This is a genomic window from Leptolyngbya sp. GGD (assembly GCF_026735145.1).
GTDB classification, from domain to species: Bacteria; Cyanobacteriota; Cyanobacteriia; order Leptolyngbyales; family Leptolyngbyaceae; genus Leptolyngbya; species Leptolyngbya boryana.
In genome coordinates this window covers 907989-927335 of record NZ_JAPQKE010000001.1, presented here as the reverse complement: position 1 = coordinate 927335, position 19347 = coordinate 907989, and the positions used below count along the sequence as shown (strand labels likewise).

Genomic DNA, 19347 nt, shown 5'->3' with positions numbered 1-19347 from the left:
ATCCCAGGTACGCTCGAATGGTGTACCTGGGATACTTCAGTTTTCAATTCAACTAAACGACTTCAACTTCGACTTGAGGCTGAGGTTGCTGAGGCTGGAATTGGAACAATGAGTAAACTACATCTCGACGAATGTTGATCATCATTTCCAAGAACAGCTCATATCCTTCGCTCTTGTACTCGATCAACGGGTCTTTCTGACCGTATCCTCGCAATCCGACCGACTCACGCAAGCCATCCATTGCTTGGAGGTGTTCACGCCAGAGGGTATCAATTCGATTCAGAATAAAGAACCGCTCTGCCTGACGCATCAATCCAGGCTGCACCGAATCTACTTCCGCCTCTTTCAAGTCATAAGCAATTCGTGCCTGCTCATGTAAGAATGCCTTCATTTCGCTCAAGGTCATGTCTGCCAAATCTTCTGGCTGCATGTCCTGAAGCAAGTAAACAAACTCTTGCACCTTGCTGACAAGCTTGTCTAGCTCCCATTCTTCCGGCGGTAGCTCTGGATTGATATAGGCTTCCACAATGTCATCCATTGTACGTTCAGCATATTCAATCACTTTCTCTTTCAGGTCTTGCCCTTCAAGAACCCGACGGCGTTCGGCGTAGATAGCACGACGCTGATTGTTCATCACTTCGTCATACTCAAAGACTTGCTTCCGAATGTCGTAGTAGTAAGTCTCGACTTTCTTCTGCGCGCCTTCAAGCGATCGCGTAAGCATCTTCGACTCGATCGGCATATCTTCTTCCACGCGGAAAGCATTCATCATGCCTGCAACGCGATCGCCACCAAAAATCCGCAGCAAGTTATCTTGCAAACTTAGGAAGAACTTGGTCGAACCCGGGTCACCTTGCCGTCCTGCTCGTCCTCGCAACTGGTTATCAATCCGGCGCGATTCATGACGTTCTGTACCGATGACATGCAGCCCCCCGAGTTGAACCACTTCTTCGTGTTCGCGATCGGTAAAGGCATCGTACTCGGAGCGAATCAGCTTGTAGACTTCTCGCAGCTTTTGAATTACCAGATCAGTCGTCGGAGCTTTTTCCGCAGCCGTTGCGATCTTGTCTTCTGCTTCAAGTTCCGGCAAACTGCGCTCACCATATTGCTGAACTGCAACATGTACCGCATCTTTGAGAGCTTGCTCTGTCTCTGCCGAAAGTTCGACCGGATAGATATCCGATTTGGCTTTCCAAGTTTTAATCTTGGTTGCCAGCCCAAATCCTTGACCGCCACCGCGCTGATCTTGGGCAAAACCCATGCCCGAAAAATCTTCGTCATCTTCAGGCTCAACAATGCGCGGCATGAAGTACTCACGAATCTTCAGACGTGCCATATAGTCTGAGTTTCCACCCAGAATGATGTCGGTTCCGCGTCCTGCCATGTTGGTCGCGATCGTCACTTTGCCCTTGCGACCTGCTTGAGCAATGATCTCTGATTCTCGCTCGACGTTCTCAGGTTTCGCGTTCAGCAAGTTATGGGGCACATTCAACTCTTGCAGCAGTTGAGAGAGCAATTCAGATTTCTCAACGCTGGTCGTTCCAACCAGAACCGGACGACCGGTGCGGTGCATCTCATCACACTCGAGTGCGATCGCGCTCCACTTTCCGGTAATGCCCAAAACAAACAGCCCGTTTTCACCTTCTGGCACCCCTTGGCGAATCATCCGGTAAACTTCGTAGCTATTCGTCACGGTGATCATGCCGGGATGTTTTGCCTGCCGCAGAATTTCTTTGGCTTGCTCTTGGCTTTGGGGTAATCCTGGGCAAAGATTATGGGCAAGACCCTGTTTATCGAGCAGTTGAGACAAATTACTCAACGCTTCCAAGTTCATCACCCAAATCAAGACGGGGCGACCTTGCTCAGATTTCTCTGCGGCTTCGCGCGTAAAGACGGTTAAATCCCCGGCTTCGGTTTTGTACACCACATCCGATAAATCCACCCGGCGGCGTTCCCGGTTGGTTGGAATTTGGGTGACTTCTAGCTTGTAAATCTTCTCAAGTTCAGCTTCTTCGGTCTTCGCCGTTCCGGTCATACCTGCAAGTTTCGGATACAGCAGGAAGAAGTTTTGATAGGTAATCGTCGCGAGTGTTTGCGTTTCGTTTTGGATGTCCACGCCTTCTTTTGCTTCGATCGCTTGGTGCAAGCCATCACTCCAACGGCGACCCGGCATGACGCGACCTGTAAATTCATCGACGATCACGATCTCGCCGCTACGGACGATGTAGTTCACATCATTGATAAACAGTTCTTTTGCTTTAATCGCATTAAAAACGTAGTGCGCCCAAGGATCATTCGGATCAAAGAGATCTGATACACCGAGCAGTTTTTCTGCTTCGATAAAGCCTTCATCCGTCAGGAGAATGTTGCGCTGTTTCTCATCAACTTCGTAATGATCGTCGCGTTTAAGCGATCGCGCGACATCTGCCGCCTGCAAATATTTCTCAGTCGGACGTTCAACCTGACCAGAGATGATCAGCGGAGTCCGGGCTTCATCGATCAGCACCGAGTCCACTTCGTCAATCACGCAGAAGTTAAAGGGGCGCTGTACAACTTCTTCCATCGAAGTTGCCATGTTATCGCGCAAGTAATCGAAGCCCAATTCGCTGTTGGTGGCGTAGGTGACATCGCAGGCGTAGTTTTTCTGACGTTCCGCCGGAGCCATGTTTTGCTGAATCAGACCCACGCTCAAGCCCAAAAAGCGGTGCACCTGTCCCATCCATTCCGCGTCTCGTTTTGCCAGGTAATCGTTCACCGTGACGACATGAACGCCTTTACCAGAGAGCGCATTCAGATAAGCTGGCAGCGTTGAAACTAGAGTTTTTCCTTCACCCGTTTTCATTTCTGCGATTTGTCCATCATGCAGCACCATGCCGCCGATTAACTGCACATCGAAGTGCCGCATCCCCAAAACGCGCTTTCCAGCTTCCCGCACGACTGCAAAGGCTTCTGGCAGAATATCGTCGAGAATCTGCTTCTCCTCGTCGAGATTTCTTGCCTTGGCGAGTCGCGCTCTAAATTCAGCAGTCTTGCCTCTCAGTTCTTCATCTGAAAGTGGCTCAATCTCCTCTTCCAAAAGCTTGATGTCATTAACGAGTGGCTTATATTTTTTGAGCTTACGCGCATTGGGATCGCCCAGAATAGATTTAAACATGACGGGGGAAAATCAGAGATCGCTGAATGTGGGTATGGGTTCGTATCGAGACAAGAGACGCATTTTAACGTTTCCGTATCGATTCTAATCAAAGGTATTCCAATCCTATCACCCAGAATGAAACCTGAACGGGCAAGGGGATCGGGGGAAAGCCGAACCAGTAGGTATTGTAATTCAATTCACTCGATCGACTGCAATTCTAGATAAGCAGCGAGAATACGTTGAACTTGCTGCATCTGTTCTGGCTTGACTTGCCAGAACAGGGATTTTTGAATTTCTGTTCCAACCGAAGATTCAAACGTTACAAACCACCAGATGCTTCCCAATCGGTAATGGCTGCTTGTTGCCATTCCTCCTCCCAGTTCCCCTTTAGTTCATCCAGTGCAAGAGAGGCTTCGACTAAGGCTTGCTGTTCCTGTTCCCTGCGCCAGTGTTGCAGAAGGGATTCAATGAGTTGGCTTCGATCTTCTACATGCTGATCGATATCAGCAATCAAATCGTCAGGTAAAGAGACGGAGACTTTCATTCAGAACTTTCCGGAGAACGCTGACTATTACTTTTTTACTACAGTGAGAGTATGGTTCAATCCTTACGGAGCGTTCTCCCAGTCAGCGCTGAGCTTGCGGAAATTATATTGATTCGTTCCAGGATGGCAGGTAATACAGGTTGAAAGATTGAGCGGTTTTGGGAGTTCGACTTTGGGATGAAGGATTTTGAAGGCTTTAGATTCGTTGACGCGGTAGGGAATGCGTTCGCCTTCGACGACTTGACGCGAGAATGTTCTCAGATAGCGCCAAACGAGCGATCGCGTTGGATCGACAAGCGGAGTCAGCGTCGCGCCGTAATGCTGGGAATCTTGCAGCAAGTCGCGCCAGGTTTGAGTCGGGAAAATCGCAGGTGGAATGCCGATATGACAGGTGGCGCAATTTTGTAAATAAGCGTCTTGTGCGAGTTTAAGATTGCCAGTCACAGCATCGACTGTGCCAATCTCGGCTGGCGCATTGGAGACAGGGGGGGATTCCATTGCTTGAGAAAAACCCCATCCTAAAATCAGACTCCAAATCAACAGAATTCCGATTAAAATCACAGGAGATCGTCTGCGAATCCGACGGCGCTTAGGGGAATTTGACATGCGAAGACCTTTACTGCATTGAGTCCGATGAAAGGGTGACTTAAAACAAGATTAAATTGTTTCTGAGTACTCACCTTTCACAGAATAGTTTTTAAAGTGACAAATTTGTGACTGTTACTTTTTGCCAATTCCGATACAACAAAGTTTCAACTCAGAATTTAGGACATCAGGATGGATTGCAGTCAGGTTCAGTTTTGCGATCGCAAAACTCAGATCGATCTCCAACAACTTCAAGAATTATTTCAACTTAGTGCATTTTGGGCGCGCGATCGCAAAGTCGAAGATTTAGCGATCGCCATTAAGCATAGCGACCCGGTGATTTCGGCTTGGGATGGCGATCGGTTGATTGGATTTGCCAGGGCGACTTCGGACGGAATTTATCGCGCTACGATTTGGGATGTGGTCGTACATCCGGACTATCAAGGCGCAGGATTGGGACGAAAATTAGTCCAGACGGTGCTGAGCCATCCGCAGGTGTCGAACGTAGAACGGCTTTATCTGATGACGACGAATCAGCAGGAATTTTATAAGCGCATCGGATTTGAGGTGAATCAGACAACCACGATGGTGTATTTCAATCAGCCCTTGTCGTTACCAAGTTCTGCCATTTCAGTTGAAGTCGAATGCGATATTGGGTGATTGAATCATTCAAGCCAAAAAAATTGCCCAACGGTTAGACTCGATCGTTGGGCAATTTTCTAGCATCAATTTACAATCCGTAGACTAGCTTGCGCTACCTTCAACACCTGCGCTGTAAACATTGTCATCGGGATGACCTTTGCGATGCCAGCTTCCATCTTCACCTTTCTCAAAACCTTGCTTGACACTGTTCCAAGCTACCTGCATCGCAGCCTCACGGCTCAAACCATCACTTTGAGAGTTCTTGAACGCTGCCATAAAGACTTGATCAGCACCGTCCAGTAACTTATCGGTTACTTCAGAGGGCAAGCTTTCGTTTTGCTCATCAACATCATCTCGCCCTGCTGCCATCTTATCCGCAGTTGATTTCGGTTCAGCAAGTGAGGCTTGATCTTCACCGCTACTGACCGTATTCACCTGCTCAAGCTGTTTATCTTCTGCATCGATTTGCGGATTGGCTTGAGTCCGTTCGCTTCCTGTTGGCATATGAATAACTCCTAGAATATTAAATCTGGAACTATCCTAGTCCTGTCCCACCGCTGAGGCATCTTTCAAAAGAAAGCTTCGGTGATCTATCGGGATGAGGATGCTAGCAGAATGTAGCCTGCGCGATCGCGCAATTCTACCTGTTCCCCAAGGGTGAGTTCTCCATATAGAACTTTCTCAATTTTAGGGAGCGCAACTTTCACGGGAACTGTGCCAACATTCACTGCAATGATCACGGTTTGATCCTCCAGCGATCGCTCAAACACATAAGCCGTTCCCTCGGCATGAAGCACTTGATAAGTTCCGGTTCTCAAGGCTGGATAGGCATGACGAATTGCAATCAATTGACGATGGACTTTATCAATATCTAAGTTCCAATTTTCCTCAGTTGGAAACCCCCGACGAGAATCTGGATCAATGCCACCCGGTAAGCCAACTTCATCCCCATAGTAAATACTAGGTGCGCCCGGAAAGGTCATCAGTAAGAGTGTACAAAGTTCAACACTCGCATGATCACCTCCTGCAATAGTGAGTAATCGTGCAGTGTCATGGCTTGCGAGTAAATTGAGTTGCGTAAGCTGAATTTCCCAGGGATAAAGTTCGAGTAAGCTCTGCATTTTCTGAGCGTACTCACCTGCGAATAGAGGCGGATACGGGTGATAATCGCGATCTTGAACTTGCTCTAAAACAACGCGATCACCTGCTGCAAATGCGATCGTTGGACCTGCAAACAAGTAATTCATCACGCCATCAAACTGAGTTCCATCGAGCCATTCGCGCGAATCACCCCACACTTCACCAACAATGTAAGCTTCTGGATTAATCGCTTTGACGCGATCGCGAAACTCCTGCCAAAATCCGGGAGCCTTAACCTCGAAGGGGACATCTAAACGCCAACCATCAATCCCGAATTCGATCCAATATTCAGCAATCTCCATGATGTATTCGCGCACGGCTGGATTGTCATGATTAAACACAGGCAGCGCCCGATTTCCTGCCCATCCTTCATAGTTTGCCGGAAACTCGCCCGTGTAAGGATGCAGCGGAAATTCGTGAATCTTGAACCAATCGAGCCAGGGAGAATTGCTCCCATTTTCTAGAACGTCATGAAAAAAGAAGAAGCCGCGACTGGAGTGATTAAACACACCATCTAGCACGACTTTAATATCGCGATCGTGCGCTGCATCTAGTAAATCGCGAAACGCCTCATTGCCACCGAGCATCGGGTCAACCCGATAGTAATCGTGCGTATGATAGCGATGATTACTAGCAGACTGAAAGATCGGCGTGAAGTAAATCGCATTCACGCCCAAGTCTTGAATGTAATCCAACCGTTCCATTACGCCCCATAAGTCTCCCCCTTTGTAACCTTGCAGTGTTGGGGTCGCATCCCAGTCTTCCCAGGGCATCTGCTTGAGGAGTTTCTTATACGGCTGAGTCGCCCGGGAAAAGCGATCGGGAAAAATTTGATAAAAAATTGCGTGCTTCACCCAATCCGGCGTTTGAATCTGCATAACTTCTATGGATCACATCACTTAGTAGCGTAATGATCCCCACGCAGATCGCGCTCTAACTATTGACAGAATATTACAATCCTCTTGCGGAAACCTGAAAACCGTAGTGTATAATACAAACATAAACGTTCATCTCTGGTAAACAGAGACGGAAGTAAGGAGTTCTCCTGAAGGAACGCGCCTCAAACTCACTTCATTCTTACTTTTCGAGGCGGTTATGAGACTGATTTACCGTGGTGTTGAATACGAATACGACCCAACCCAACCGCGAACCAATCTGGTCGATCGCGTTTTTAGTTCTCGCGAGCCGATCACATTGACCTATCGCGGCAATCGCTACCAAATGGATCCGACTCAACCTGCCCAACCTGCCGAAGCGCGCCGTCCGCATGAGTTAATTTATCGCGGCGTGCGATACTGGGTTGGCGCATCGGGGGATCGACCAGTGACCTCTAGGTTGAATACGATCGCCAACTTGGCTGCAACCCACCACGCGAACTTGCAACGCAATTTGCAGCACCGCATCGAAGTTGCACGTCAAAATGGCGATTACAATCTCCTCTCTCTGCTTGAAGCAGAACGCAATCAGCTTGTCTAGGTCGCTCGTTTTAACTTCGCTGAACGAGTGCTAGACGATTCACTTCAGGTGTTCACTTTTCACGCAGCCCGGAGTCTCAACAATGAGACTCCTTTTTTATGAAAAAGCTGCATATGATACTGACACAATCTCACAATTGTGAATAAATCTACCCCAAAAAAAGCCCTATGTGATTTACGCTAGAACTTCTAGCGTTTTTTGCGAGGGGCGTATGCCGAAATGGACAGTCACTACAGAATTTACGTTCAATGCCGCACATTGGATTCGGGATTATGACGGACCCTGTGGGCGTATGCATGGACATACTTACACGGTGAGAATTAGCGCGATCGCATCTCAACTTCATGCCTCTGAATTCTGTCCCCATCCGGTCATGGTGGCTGACTTTAGAACCTTAAAATGGGCGAAAAAAGATGTGCTCAAAGGTGGCTTGGATCATTGTGTATTAAATGAAGTTTTGCCAGAAGGATACGAAACGACGGCTGAAATGATCGCCAAATACATTTACGACAAAACCAAGAAAGACCTTCCGGCTGAAATTAAGCTCAAAGTTGCAGTATCAGAAACCCCAAATTCTTGGGCAGAGTACGAAGATGATTAGCACAGAAGCACAGACTTTACCGATTGTGGAGACGTTTCACTCTGTCCAAGGAGAGGGCGCTTGGACAGGAACCAGTGCGTTGTTTATTCGATTAGGCGGTTGTGATGTTGGTTGCTGGTTCTGTGACACGAAAGAATCTTGGGTCGCAAAACGACATCCCCGTCAATCCATTCAAGAACTCGTGAACCTGGCGATCGAGGTGAAAAGCGCGATCGTCGTGATTACCGGAGGCGAACCTTTAATGCACGACTTAACTGAATTAACCAAAGCATTAAAAGGCGAGGGGTTAAGGCTCCATCTCGAAACTTCTGGCGCACATCCATTCAGCGGGACGTTTGATTGGGTGACGCTTTCACCGAAGCAATTTAAGCCGCCGCATGAGAGCGTTTATGCTCATGTGGATGAGTTGAAAGTTGTGATTACTCAGGCAGCAGATTTTGAATGGGCAGAACAGCAATCTCAGCAAGTCAGCGATCGAGCAGTGCGTTACCTGCAACCCGAATGGAGCAGTCAAGAAAGCACAAGTTTAATTTTTGAATACGTAAAGCAGCAGCCAAAATGGCGAATGGGATTGCAGACTCATAAGTTACTCGGAGTCAATTAGCAAGGCGCGAAGATCCGAAAGATAAAATTGATTGACTTGTCACGTACTATCCAACATGCTATATGACTAATCCTGGATAGTACGAAATATATCCAGGATTAGTCATATAGTCTCCTAGTAGCCGTTGAATGACGATTTGACTTTTTTCAGTCAAACAATACAAGCTACTAGGAGTATGCTTTACTCTACAGTGACACTTTTCGCTAAATTTCGGGGCTGATCCACATCTAAGCCGCGTCGTGCTGCAATGTGATACGCCAATAACTGCAACGGAATCACCGTTAAGATCGGTGACAGGATCTCATCGACATGAGGCACTGGAATCAGTGTGTCAAATGTATCTGCTGCTTCCTGCTCATCCATTGGGGTAACACCAATCAAGCGAGCATCCCGCGCCCGTGCTTCCTGAGCATTCGACAACACTTTCTCAAACACAGTTCCTGGCATTGCGATCGTGACAACCGGAACCTTAGCATCTAATAATGCGATCGGTCCATGTTTCATCTCACCTGCTGGATAGCCTTCTGCGTGAATGTAGCTGATCTCTTTCAATTTCAGCGCCCCTTCTAACGCGATCGGGAAATTGATGCCTCGTCCGAGGAAAATGAAATCCTGTGTTTCTGCGAAATCATGCGCTAGTTCTTCGATATAGCGCTCTTGGCTTTCTAGAATCAATTCAATCTGAGCAGGGAGCTGTCGCAATCCGTCAAGCAACTGTTCTAAAGCTTCAGATGACCTTGCTTGGCGACGGTACGTCAGATCGATCGCCAAACTATAAAATGCCATGACTTGTGCTACAAAAGTCTTCGTAGCAGCTACGCCAATCTCAATCCCTGCATGAGTTTCAATGATATTGGGAACGAGATGACCCAGTGAGCTTTCAGGACGATTTGTAATCCCCAAGAGTCTCGCCTCAAAGCCTGAACTTAACGTCGATCGACGTTCTTGTTCCATTGTTAACGCTGCTAAGGTATCAGCCGTTTCGCCGGATTGAGTCACCCCGATCGTCAACGTATTTTTAGTTAACGGCGATGCCGAATAGCGGTACTCAGACGCATAGTGTACTGAGGTGGGAATGCCTGCTAATTGTTCGAGCAAGTATTTTCCGACTAAGCCTGCGTGCCAACTGGTTCCACAAGCAATGATCTGAACTTGTTGTAAATCATCCAACACAGCATCCGAAAGTCCAATCTTCGTTGGAGAAGAAGCTTTCGCCGCACTCCATTCTGTGTCAAAGTAAGCCTCTAAACAGGCGCGAACTACACCAGGCTGTTCGTAAATTTCTTTCAGCATGTAGTGTTTGAAGCCTTGCTTCTCCACCATGACGGGATTGACATCCAGGGTGCGAGGTTTCTTCTTCAAGCGTTGTCCTTCAAAGCTGTAAATTTCCACCCCGATCGGTGTCATTCTTGCTAATTCCCCGTTCTCCAGATTCAACACGGCACGGGTGTAGGGAATTAATGCAGGCGTATCAGACGCACAGTAGAATTCACCTTGCCCAAAGCCGAGAACGACGGGAGCCTGTTGACGGGCGACGATAATTTCATCGGGATAATCGGCGCAAATCACTGCGATCGCAAAGGCTCCTTGCAGCTTATTCACAACTGATCGAACGGCTTCGAGCAAGGGAAATTCGGCAGATTTTTCCGCTTTACTCAATTCTTCTGCGATGAGGTGCGGCACGACTTCGGTATCTGTTTCCGAGCGAAACTCACAGCCGCGCGCTTTTAGTTCTTCGCGCAATTCGCGATAATTTTCGATAATGCCATTTTGAATCACCGCAATCCGCTGTTGCATATCCATGTGTGGATGGGCGTTATATTCTTCGGGTTTCCCATGAGTTGCCCAGCGTGTATGCGCAATTCCGGTACGAGCGGGATTGGGTTCGCCTGCCAATTTTTCTTCCAGATTATGCAGTTTCCCTTTTGCCCGTACACAGTGAATTTCGCCTTCCAAAATCGTTGCGATTCCGGCAGAATCGTAGCCGCGATATTCTAATTTGCGAAGCCCTTCCAGCAGAATTCCACTGGCTTCTTGTGTCCCGATGTAGCCGACAATTCCGCACATATGACGTTCGCTCCTAAATGAATCGTGACGTTACCCGATAATTTATCCTGAGTTTTGTTAAGATACCAGCCAAATAACAGACTTTTCGCATTTCAGGGGTGATTTTATAAAGGCGGACGATCGCAACAGTTCAGTATATTCCGCAGAAAAATCGAATGTGTCCCAAGCAGTATTGGATGTCTGCATCAGGCTTCTGCCTATTTCACACCAAAGATTTGATCTGCGTAGCAAATTTCATCGCGAGCAAAGAATATTTCATCTGTTGGGGCAAGAGGATGCTGGAGCGATCGCGAATCGTTTACATGACGACCTTAGATGAAGTGCGGCAAGTTCTTGCATCTGAGTACGCCGATCGAGAACCCAGAGATGCCTGACCCTTGGGTGCGAATGCTCAACAGCAAGCGAGGGTTGCATCTGGTGGTGTTGTATCTCAATCTGGGCGATTGGCGCATTCCGTGGAGTGTTCGGGTTTGGCGCGGCAAGGGTCAGACCAGTCTCGCTCAATTGGCATGTAAGTTACTCGCAACTGTGCCAACGGCTTTAGCTCTAGATGCGCCTGTGATTGTACTAGCTGACACGGAGTTCGGCACGATTGAGTTTCTCCAAGCGGTGCAGCGTCGAGGATGAAGAACAGTTGTCGGTGTGCGCTGCACCCGGAATCTGATTGCTTACCTCTTGGTGTATTGGGTTTACTATCTACCTGGTGATGTTGTAGCAAAAAACCATGCTGAGTTTTTGGCTCTCGAAGAAGCTCACTGGTGAAGAAGCACTCCGATTGGCGTGATCTTTAGTTTAGAAATACGCTCTTAATCTCAGTCTTCTTCAATTCCGGAATCGTCAAGTTTGTTATTCATGCAACAAAGCCGTTTTCTCATCAAGTTCTCAGCAATTGCTCGAACTCGGCGAGATACTGTTGCGCGATTTTCTCGTAGCTATATTGCGCTGCCTTTTGTGCTGCGTCTCTAGCAATTTTGCAGGTGCTCGACCAATTCGAGAACGCGGTCTCTAAAGTTAGCGCTAATTGATCGGCAGGCTGAGAACTTTGGTGATCAAAGATATAGCCTGTGTGCTTGTGTTCAATAAAGTCCTGAAAACAAGCTAAGTTGGAGACGATCGGGACTAATCCACATGCCATCGCTTCTAGGGGCGCAACACCGAAAGACTCACCTTTCTCAGCAAGTGAAGGATAGCAAAATAAATCTGCGGCTCGATAGGTCTCTGAAAGTTGATGGGGGTCGAAGATCGGACCGACAAATTTGATTTTGAGTCCGATCGCTTTCTGTTTGAGTGTGGCTAAGTAGTTCTCTCCACCACCGCCTTGATTGCCTTGTGCAGGACCGATAATTTTTAGCTTGACATCGGGAAATCGCTTGGAAAACTTGGCAAATGCATCAATAAGCAAGTGAATTCCCTTCTCTGGGTGAAGTCTACCGACATAAAGCAGGACCTTTTCGGAACGTTCGATCGAGGAAATTGAAGGGTAGAAAACAGAAGTGTCGATCGCATTCGGAATCACCCGCATTCGATCCGTAATAGCAGGATATTGCCTAGCAACGGCGCTTTGGATCGGACGCGATACGACTGCAAACTGATCCACATACTGATAGAGTCGAAATTGCCCTTTAGGAAAACGAGCGACATTAACAACGACCTTATCTACTAAAGGATGGAATTGAGCAAAAGCAGGGAGCCAAAAATCGTTGATCACCAACACATCTGTTCGAGGCAACATTGGCGTTGTGGTAATCGCATAGACCAAATCTTTGACGAGATCTAGCCAGATGTTCGGACTCTGAGGAAATCCACCCCGTCGCACATATTGAACCCTATTGATGACTTCATAATCGGGCTGTTCAGGATGACTCCGACAAAGCATCGTCACTTGATGCCCAGAAGCGGCAAATTGCTCGGCTAACCCTTGCCAAAATCGAGGAACAGCTCCGCCTTGAATAGCGGGAACGGGAAACCAAGGGCCCATCGCGATCGCAATTTTCATAAAAACACCCAGGTTGATTTTTGATCTTGGTTAATCGAATCGAATACTTTCCACAGGAATTCCGCCCTGCATGATCCAGCGGTAGACGGCGGACATGGTTTGAGCGATCGAACTCCAGGCATAGTTTTTTGTGACTAATGCCCGTCCGTTAAGTCCCATCGATCGACGGTCTGAATCGGAAAGTTGCATTCCTTCAGTTAATGCCTGAGTTAATGGCTCAGTCTGATTTTCAATCCACCACCCACAGTTAGCGCGGTGCAAGTCTTGCCAAGGTGTACCGTGGGTTGTGATCACTGGAACGGCGTAGGACAAGGCTTCTGCCACTGCAATGCCAAAATTCTCAGAGTGAGAAGGTAGTACAAATAATTCTGAATTGCCTAATGCGGCTGCTTTTTGATCACCTGACAACATTCCTGTAAACGTAACGCGGGACTGAAGATTTAGCTTTGTAGTGAGCGCAATCAGTTCCGCTTGATAGCCAATCAAATCTGGACCTGCAATCACGAGTTGCCACTCTGGAAATTGTGCTTCTAACTGATGCCAAACCTGAAGGAGTCGATCAAGTCCCTTTTTCGGATGCAGTCGCGAGAGAAAGAGGAGCCAGCGTTTGTTTGCTAAGGTTGGAAACTGTGCGGTGAGTACAGCTTTCGTTGGAATCTGTTCGAGATTTGGAATCGATACGCCGTTGGGGATTAATGCGATCGGTTGTTGAAATCCTAGTTGTCGAATCGCTTGCACTTCCATCTCAGATGTGGCATGAAACAGGGTGGCTCGCTCTAAGTTTTCTCGCTCATAGAGCCACCATGCGACTCGTTTTCGCAGTCCACTCCACTGAAGCGCCCAAGGCTCTAACATTCCCCGTGGCGAAATTACGAGCGGTAGATCATAACGCTGAGCAGCTTGACGGGCGTAGCGGTTAGGAAACATCCACACCCCATGATTGTGAATCAGGTTGAGGTCTTGTGCGGCTAATTTATGCAAGGCACGATCGGCGATCGGATGAAATCCTCGACCATGTCTTGTGAGAAAGGTGGCTGGATAACTATGAAGCTGAACTCCAAAAGGTTGGAGTTGTGAACCATGCTCAGGATAGTGGAGGGTCCAGAGATGCGGCTCGATCGTGGTTTGGCTCAGAGCTTCGGTCAGATTGGTGACTGAGAGAGCAGGTCCACCAATGTTTTGATTAATACAAGCAATCACATGACACACTTTCAGAGCTTGAGGGTCAAGTGATTGATGTGCTTTGGCTTGATCGAGCAGTGCCGCCGGGAATTCATCGGACATCTACTTACATTCTCTGAAACAAGGGTCTACTTAGAAGTACAATTTGTTGATCGCGAATCAGGACAGATTGAACTGCCATTTTGGATCGATCGTTGAAAGCGTATCTGAAAGGTGTAAAAAGCTTCCTCGCTCCGTTCTATTGCGGAGGCGGGAATGCAATAAACGCTATTTACACCCTCTAAGACATCAGTAAATCAGTCAGCGTGGCTTGAAATTTCTTGAACCCAAATGTCTCAATCACATGCTGTCGGAGTAGATGAGGCTCATATAGAAGCGGGTTTGGATAGTGTTTTTGTAAGATTTGAATGAGTGTTGCTGCAATTGTGCTGATGTCTTCTGGATCGACTAACGCCCCTAATTTACCTTGGCAAAGTGCATCGATCGAGCCGTCTTGATTTCCGCCCAACACAGGTTTTCCACAAGCCATCGCTTCTAGATAGACAATTCCAAATCCTTCTCGCTTACTGGGCATCGCAAATACATCACAGAGGTTGTAGTAATCACACAACTCTTGATCAGGGACGAAACCTGCCAGCGTGACACAGTTTTGCAGATTTAGGTCTGAGATTAATTGTTCAATTCTTGATCGATCGCTACCCTGACCGACAATCATGTAATGAACATGCGGAATTGCCTGACGAATCAGAGGCAGCGCTGCGAAAACTTGGTCATAGCCTTTGTAGCGTTCTTGAGGAGCTAATCGACAGACCGTGAGAATGATCGGCTGATCCGGCTGTAACTGATATTTTTTTAATAGATGAATTGGTTTCTCACTGATTTGAAAGCGATCGCTATCGAAAGTATTGGGCAGTACAACGACTTTTTTCGGATCTAATCCTTGTTCTTGAATCAAGCGATCGCCTGTGTAGCGACTCACTGCCAGAATGCGATCAGCGTGGTGCAAAGCAGTTCTGAGTGCAGGTTTGTTAATATCCCAAGCTTCGATACCATGCGCGACTGTCCAATAAGGAACATTTGCGAGGCGTTTTAGCACGTTGGCAGCAAGGGTAAAGTTGAGATGCGTGGTAATCACTAAATCGGGACGGTGTTGAATGCCATACTTCAGCAGTTGAGCCGAAAATAGCAGAGTTCGCAATGAAGTGGGATAGTGACCTGCACAATGCCATTGGGGTTTCGAGGGTAGAGGTAAATTTGAGATCGCATCATTTTTGAGAAAAATCTCTAGCTGGGTGGGTGGAATACTATGCTGTAAAGCAGCGAGAAAGTAAGCGGAGTAAGATTGAATTCCTCCTTTGGATGTAAACAATTCAGGAATCCACAGGTGCAATCGAGTGTTAGAGTGTGGCATCTTCAGTTCATTCCTATGTTTCAGGAAGCAGTGTAGTCATGGCAGTCTGCAAGCCAGCAGTTGCAGTTTCATAGCAATATTGAGTAATCCGAGTCCTGCTATTTTTGCCCCAGGTTTTAAGTCGATCGCGATCCGAAAATGCTTCCTGTAAACATTCAGCCAAAGCTTGGACATCTCCTGCCGGAAACATCAACCCTGTTTCAAACGGAGTCACTAAGTCTTGAGCACAGCCGACATGAGAACTGACAATCACTGGACATTCAAGGCACATCGCTTCATTGACCGCAAGACCCCACGTTTCCCAAGCACCATAGCTCGGTAACACCATCACATCTGCGATCGCATAAGTTCGCGGCATCTGACTTTGATTCTGAAACGGTGCAAAGTAAATATTCGGGTGACTTGCAGCAGTGGTTTTCAGTTCGGCTTCTAGCGATCCTGCTCCCACAAACAAGAGCGCAACTTGAGAAAGGTTGGCTTTGAGAAAGGCGTGTAGAAGATCGAGCGGACGTTTTTTTGGTTCAAACTTTCCGGCAAACAGAATGACTGAATGATCCAGTGGAATCCCTAACTGTTGTTTCCAATCGATCGCTTGATTTTGAGCGGCTTGTGAAATGAATCGATCGTTGTCGATCGCATGAGGTGAGAAAAATAATCGCTCTGGAGCAACCCGATGAAACCGAAAGTACTCATAGTTTGCTTTCCCCACATACAAACAAGCTGCGAACCGACGATAGATCGTGGAGATGATCTGTCGTCTCACAGTTGCTTTCAGCCCAGTTGCGGGGATCAATCGATGCGAGTCGCCGCGAAACAAAAGCGGTGTATCTGTCCAACTCCACAAGAATCGATACAAACTGGCATGGTTATAGTTCATCAGCAATACTGTATCCGGTTGGTATTGCTTCACTTGCGCGAGTAAAGATGGATTTTGTAAGCCCCAAAAATGATGGGTTCCTGGATCAGAACTGATATTCGGCACAAACTCATACTCATAGCCTGAGAGCAATGGAATATCCCACTGAATTGCCTGCTGAAATCCTTGATCCAGCGTTTTAGTGACACCAAAATCCCATAGATAAAACACTCGAACAGCAAACACTGTACTAAGGTGCCGAAACCAAGGAGCGTAGTACTGAATGGGGTGAGAAGTAATAATCGCGAGGCGTTTCATTCGAGTCTTGAAGCCTCCAGAAATGCCACGATCGCAGAAGGTGGAACGCGATAGTTTTCCATAAAGACGATCGCAATTCCTAACAGAAGATAGCTCGCTTGTGCCAATGCTGCTAGATAAGTTCCCGCCGTCCATTCGGTTTGAAAAGCAAACGTCACTAACAGAATTGTAAAGAGCGATCGGATGGATAAGAGTGGTGCATTAATGCTTAATTGTGTTGCCTTTCCATAGAATGCGCCTAACACGATCGCGAGTCCTGCACAGCCGAGCAAGCCAAAATTACCGTAAGCCTCTGCTAACAATCCCCAAGAAATCGAAGTCACTTGGGTTGCTTCCTCGGTTTGTAGTCCATAGTGAACGCTTAGCATGTGAGTTCCTTCCTGACTCCGAATGCGATTTTCAACAAAGATTCGAGGAACTAGAATCTGAGGAATAATCGCGTAAGTTGCACCATTGAGATAAGGCAGCTTTTCTGGACTAAGATTTTGTGCGAGCAGCAGCATGTGGATGACACTGGCACGTTCTGTAAACGATCGATCTTCCTCAGTTTCCTTCTTTTCTCGCTTCTGAACAAATTTCCAAGAATAATCAATCCATTCCCTATATAAGGCTGGATATTCCCAAGGAACCACGTTCGGCTGAACATCCGAAAACCAGTATTTTCCTCGCATATCTGCTTTGCCATAGTTCAGAAACGTCAGCAACGCAAAGAAAACCGCGATCGCAATGATCGGCACTTTTTTTCGTCCGATCGTGTAAGCTGAGATCGCGATCATGGAAATTGAAGCCGTTCCAATTAAGAGGAAGCTCAACGCATCGGTCAAAACAAAGCTTAAAATTAGCCCGATTAGGAGCGTGATTTGCCGTCGAGACAGTGACTGAGCGCCGAAACGATAACACAGCACAAAGGTAGAAATTGCAGTCAGTCCTAACGTTGAATTCCGAATAATCGAAAAGAGCGGACCTGTAATCGTGATCCATCCTGCCGCATTACAGATATTAAAGACAACGCTAGAGGCAAGAGCAACGAGAAAAAATTGATCTCCTTTCCGAACTCCTAAAGCACGATAGTAGCTCGGTTGTGGGGGAATAGCCGTGACAAATCGATACCACACCCAAGCGCCAAGTAAAAGCGTTCCTGCAACAGTTACAGCAGCAAATAGATGGCTCTGAGGCGTATACGTGATCACAACCGGATGATTGCTAATCAATGGAAAAGCATAAGTCCAAACAAAGGTCAGAGCGAACATCGGAAAGACTGGCATTCCTAACACTCGACCCGAACACCACAAGTAGAACGGGATCAATGAGACGATCGTAATCAAGATGGCACTCGCCTGGCTCCAGATCGATCCGGTCTGCACTCCATAAATTTCATACAATAAAATCGCGATCGCACCACACCAAAACACACTCAGCAGTTGGTCGTGGCGTTGGCGAGAGAGTTGGACGGGAAAAGATTCGAGAGCAGCTTGGGTCATGAGGGCACTGGAGTAGGTAGAAGACAACGATCGAAGATGGCACATTGTTGCCGCGTCATTTCTTTAGCGGTGTAAGGTGCAAACGCAGACCAATCTGTAGCGGGCTGAAACGAACGAGGTAAAGCGATCAAAGTATTGAGTGCTTGTGCGATTGCAGGTTGCAACTGTTCGCAAGTGGTTTGGGCATTAAAGGTCACGGCTTGTCCTGCTTGGGTCGATCGCAGAATCGAAACGACGGAACTTGCCTCGTGAAAGATCGCCAGAATCGGCTTACGAGCGAGAATGCAGGGATAAAGCTTAGAGGCGGTATAGCTCGGATCGTCTGAGCCAATCAGCACAATTGTATCGCTGTCTACTAACGTTTGGAGTGCTTCAAAGTAGGGAATTCGTTCCGTATGTTCTCGAACTAAATCACTGATACCAAGTTCCTGAGCAATCGGCTCGATCGTTTTCTCAGCCCGATCATCGGTTGCGTAGCTTGTTCCGACAAAGTGAAGTTGAATTGATTTCCAGACTTCAGGATTGCGATCGCGTTCTTGTCGAATGGTGGAAAAGAGCGATCGGAGTGAGAATGCCATGTCTGCTCCACCGCGTCCCACATAGACCCAATGCCGTTTCCCATCCTTAGGATCAAAGATACGCTGCTTGATTCCCAAAGTCGGTAATTGTTCAAAATCCGCTTCTGGTGCACCAAACGGGAGCACGGTAAACTGGTCATCTCTCAGCCATGAATAGCGTTGTTTCAAGGTTTGAGGATAGGCAGCCGAAACGCTAATCACATGACTCACCTGGCGCATGGCTCTAGGTTCTAGAGTCTTCGCAACCGTTTGAGCAAATCCGTATTTGAATCGTCCACCGGGGCGCTTGGTAGTGGGAGCATTCTGATAATAGTTACTGCGCCAAGGATCTTGAAAATCTAGAACATAAGGAACACCAAATCTTCGTTGCCATCGGGCTGCAAGTCCCATGGTTAAAAATACGGTCGTGGAGAAATAGATCAGGTCAAATTTCTGTTCCTTGATTAAGCGATCGCCCATTTGCAGAAAATACGGCAAGCATCGCCATCCAATATTTCCCAGTCCGACTCGTTGTGTGAGCTTGATCGGAAGTGCTGGCGTCTGCGTAATGGGTATCGTTTCTGGCACTGTTCTCAGCAACCACGGATCTTTTGTTCCTCCAATCGTTTCTGTTTCGACGGTTAAAATCCACGGGTTCCAGCCAAAAGCCTCAAAATACGGCAAAGACATTCTAATCCGCTGATGATCTGGCGCATTAAAGGGCGGAAAATGAGGGCTGACTATTAGAACT

General features: G+C 47.4%; 17 protein-coding genes and 1 riboswitch. Of the genes, 5 read left to right on the top strand and 12 right to left on the bottom strand.

The window, feature by feature from the left end; genetic code table 11:
• Positions 1-52: 52 nt before the first annotated feature.
• The 3 genes from secA to OU814_RS04270 form a co-directional block, all read right to left on the bottom strand.
• Positions 53-3154 carry a preprotein translocase subunit SecA gene (gene secA, locus OU814_RS04280; RefSeq protein WP_017290347.1) on the bottom strand — a complete coding sequence of 1034 codons (3102 nt, stop codon included), beginning with the start codon at positions 3152-3154 and terminating at the stop codon, positions 53-55.
• Between the two features lie 179 nt (positions 3155-3333).
• Positions 3334-3504, bottom strand: coding sequence for a hypothetical protein (locus tag OU814_RS04275; protein WP_268180790.1), 171 nt, complete (start codon positions 3502-3504; stop codon positions 3334-3336).
• Between the two features lie 239 nt (positions 3505-3743).
• Entirely contained in the window at positions 3744-4286 is a 543-nt protein-coding gene (locus tag OU814_RS04270; RefSeq protein ID WP_268180788.1) for a diheme cytochrome C, read from the bottom strand.
• A gap of 171 nt (positions 4287-4457) precedes the next feature.
• Between OU814_RS04270 and OU814_RS04265 the strand changes: the two genes are divergently transcribed.
• A complete protein-coding gene (locus tag OU814_RS04265; RefSeq protein ID WP_017290349.1) occupies positions 4458-4925 on the top strand; it encodes a GNAT family N-acetyltransferase in 468 nt (155 codons plus the stop codon).
• 84 nt (positions 4926-5009) lie between these two features.
• Here OU814_RS04265 and OU814_RS04260 read toward each other — a convergent pair whose 3' ends face one another.
• Together OU814_RS04260 and OU814_RS04255 are read right to left on the bottom strand one after the other, a co-directional pair.
• Positions 5010-5411 carry a ChaB family protein gene (locus OU814_RS04260; RefSeq protein ID WP_017290350.1) on the bottom strand — a complete coding sequence of 134 codons (402 nt, stop codon included), beginning with the start codon at positions 5409-5411 and terminating at the stop codon, positions 5010-5012.
• Positions 5412-5497: 86 nt separating this feature from the next.
• On the bottom strand, positions 5498-6925 hold the full coding sequence (locus OU814_RS04255; protein WP_268180783.1) for a glycoside hydrolase family 13 protein: 1428 nt from the start codon (positions 6923-6925) through the stop codon (positions 5498-5500).
• Between the two features lie 124 nt (positions 6926-7049).
• Positions 7050-7107, top strand: a riboswitch (Glutamine riboswitch).
• A gap of 35 nt (positions 7108-7142) precedes the next feature.
• On the opposite strand from OU814_RS04255, the gene pirA reads away from it, so the two are divergent.
• The 3 genes from pirA (at position 7143) to OU814_RS04240 (ending at position 8728) form a co-directional block, all read left to right on the top strand.
• On the top strand, positions 7143-7523 hold the full coding sequence (gene pirA / locus OU814_RS04250; RefSeq protein ID WP_268180781.1) for an arginine synthesis PII-interacting regulator PirA: 381 nt from the start codon (positions 7143-7145) through the stop codon (positions 7521-7523).
• 211 nt (positions 7524-7734) lie between these two features.
• Positions 7735-8124: a 6-pyruvoyl trahydropterin synthase family protein gene (locus tag OU814_RS04245; RefSeq protein WP_190653423.1), complete on the top strand. Its 390-nt coding sequence runs from the start codon at positions 7735-7737 to the stop codon at positions 8122-8124.
• Positions 8117-8728 carry a 7-carboxy-7-deazaguanine synthase QueE gene (locus OU814_RS04240; protein ID WP_268180778.1) on the top strand — a complete coding sequence of 204 codons (612 nt, stop codon included), beginning with the start codon at positions 8117-8119 and terminating at the stop codon, positions 8726-8728. The genes OU814_RS04245 and OU814_RS04240 overlap by 8 nt, the downstream gene beginning before the upstream one ends.
• Before the next feature lie 180 nt (positions 8729-8908).
• On the opposite strand, the gene glmS is transcribed toward OU814_RS04240, so the two are convergent.
• Positions 8909-10795, bottom strand: coding sequence for a glutamine--fructose-6-phosphate transaminase (isomerizing) (gene glmS, locus OU814_RS04235; RefSeq protein ID WP_268180776.1), 1887 nt, complete (start codon positions 10793-10795; stop codon positions 8909-8911).
• A gap of 315 nt (positions 10796-11110) precedes the next feature.
• Between glmS and OU814_RS04230 the strand changes: the two genes are divergently transcribed.
• On the top strand, positions 11111-11422 hold the full coding sequence (locus OU814_RS04230) for a hypothetical protein (protein WP_268180774.1): 312 nt from the start codon (positions 11111-11113) through the stop codon (positions 11420-11422).
• A 247-nt stretch (positions 11423-11669) separates the two neighbouring features.
• Here the strand turns inward: OU814_RS04230 and OU814_RS04225 are convergent, their stop codons facing one another.
• From OU814_RS04225 to OU814_RS04200, 6 genes are all read right to left on the bottom strand, one after another.
• Complete coding sequence (locus tag OU814_RS04225; RefSeq protein WP_268180772.1) at positions 11670-12791, bottom strand: glycosyltransferase family 4 protein; 1122 nt, start codon at positions 12789-12791, stop codon at positions 11670-11672.
• Between the two features lie 30 nt (positions 12792-12821).
• The gene (locus OU814_RS04220) at positions 12822-14075 is read right to left on the bottom strand and encodes a glycosyltransferase (protein ID WP_268180770.1); all 1254 of its coding nucleotides are present in this window, start codon (positions 14073-14075) and stop codon (positions 12822-12824) included.
• 178 nt (positions 14076-14253) lie between these two features.
• The gene (locus OU814_RS04215) at positions 14254-15384 is read right to left on the bottom strand and encodes a glycosyltransferase (protein WP_268180768.1); all 1131 of its coding nucleotides are present in this window, start codon (positions 15382-15384) and stop codon (positions 14254-14256) included.
• A gap of 13 nt (positions 15385-15397) precedes the next feature.
• A complete protein-coding gene (locus tag OU814_RS04210) occupies positions 15398-16558 on the bottom strand; it encodes a glycosyltransferase family 4 protein (RefSeq protein WP_268180766.1) in 1161 nt (386 codons plus the stop codon).
• The gene (locus OU814_RS04205) at positions 16555-18039 is read right to left on the bottom strand and encodes a hypothetical protein (RefSeq protein WP_268180764.1); all 1485 of its coding nucleotides are present in this window, start codon (positions 18037-18039) and stop codon (positions 16555-16557) included. Before OU814_RS04205 ends, OU814_RS04210 begins: the two co-directional genes overlap by 4 nt.
• Entirely contained in the window at positions 18036-19286 is a 1251-nt protein-coding gene (locus tag OU814_RS04200) for a glycosyltransferase (RefSeq protein ID WP_268180762.1), read from the bottom strand. Before OU814_RS04200 ends, OU814_RS04205 begins: the two co-directional genes overlap by 4 nt.
• Positions 19287-19347: the final 61 nt, after the last annotated feature.

What these genes read in the sequence shown, in the direction of transcription:
- secA (WP_017290347.1), bottom strand. Translation starts at nt 3,154, where the DNA reads ATGTTTAAATCTATTCTGGGCGATCCCAATGCGCGTAAGCTCAAAAAA.
- OU814_RS04275 (WP_268180790.1), bottom strand. Translation starts at nt 3,504, where the DNA reads ATGGCAACAAGCAGCCATTACCGATTGGGAAGCATCTGGTGGTTTGTA.
- OU814_RS04270 (WP_268180788.1), bottom strand. Translation starts at nt 4,286, where the DNA reads ATGTCAAATTCCCCTAAGCGCCGTCGGATTCGCAGACGATCTCCTGTG.
- OU814_RS04265 (WP_017290349.1), top strand. Translation starts at nt 4,458, where the DNA reads ATGGATTGCAGTCAGGTTCAGTTTTGCGATCGCAAAACTCAGATCGAT.
- OU814_RS04260 (WP_017290350.1), bottom strand. Translation starts at nt 5,411, where the DNA reads ATGCCAACAGGAAGCGAACGGACTCAAGCCAATCCGCAAATCGATGCA.
- OU814_RS04255 (WP_268180783.1), bottom strand. Translation starts at nt 6,925, where the DNA reads ATGCAGATTCAAACGCCGGATTGGGTGAAGCACGCAATTTTTTATCAA.
- pirA (WP_268180781.1), top strand. Translation starts at nt 7,143, where the DNA reads ATGAGACTGATTTACCGTGGTGTTGAATACGAATACGACCCAACCCAA.
- OU814_RS04245 (WP_190653423.1), top strand. Translation starts at nt 7,735, where the DNA reads ATGCCGAAATGGACAGTCACTACAGAATTTACGTTCAATGCCGCACAT.
- OU814_RS04240 (WP_268180778.1), top strand. Translation starts at nt 8,117, where the DNA reads ATGATTAGCACAGAAGCACAGACTTTACCGATTGTGGAGACGTTTCAC.
- glmS (WP_268180776.1), bottom strand. Translation starts at nt 10,795, where the DNA reads ATGTGCGGAATTGTCGGCTACATCGGGACACAAGAAGCCAGTGGAATT.
- OU814_RS04230 (WP_268180774.1), top strand. Translation starts at nt 11,111, where the DNA reads ATGAAGTGCGGCAAGTTCTTGCATCTGAGTACGCCGATCGAGAACCCA.
- OU814_RS04225 (WP_268180772.1), bottom strand. Translation starts at nt 12,791, where the DNA reads ATGAAAATTGCGATCGCGATGGGCCCTTGGTTTCCCGTTCCCGCTATT.
- OU814_RS04220 (WP_268180770.1), bottom strand. Translation starts at nt 14,075, where the DNA reads ATGTCCGATGAATTCCCGGCGGCACTGCTCGATCAAGCCAAAGCACAT.
- OU814_RS04215 (WP_268180768.1), bottom strand. Translation starts at nt 15,384, where the DNA reads ATGCCACACTCTAACACTCGATTGCACCTGTGGATTCCTGAATTGTTT.
- OU814_RS04210 (WP_268180766.1), bottom strand. Translation starts at nt 16,558, where the DNA reads ATGAAACGCCTCGCGATTATTACTTCTCACCCCATTCAGTACTACGCT.
- OU814_RS04205 (WP_268180764.1), bottom strand. Translation starts at nt 18,039, where the DNA reads ATGACCCAAGCTGCTCTCGAATCTTTTCCCGTCCAACTCTCTCGCCAA.
- OU814_RS04200 (WP_268180762.1), bottom strand. Translation starts at nt 19,286, where the DNA reads ATGTCTTTGCCGTATTTTGAGGCTTTTGGCTGGAACCCGTGGATTTTA.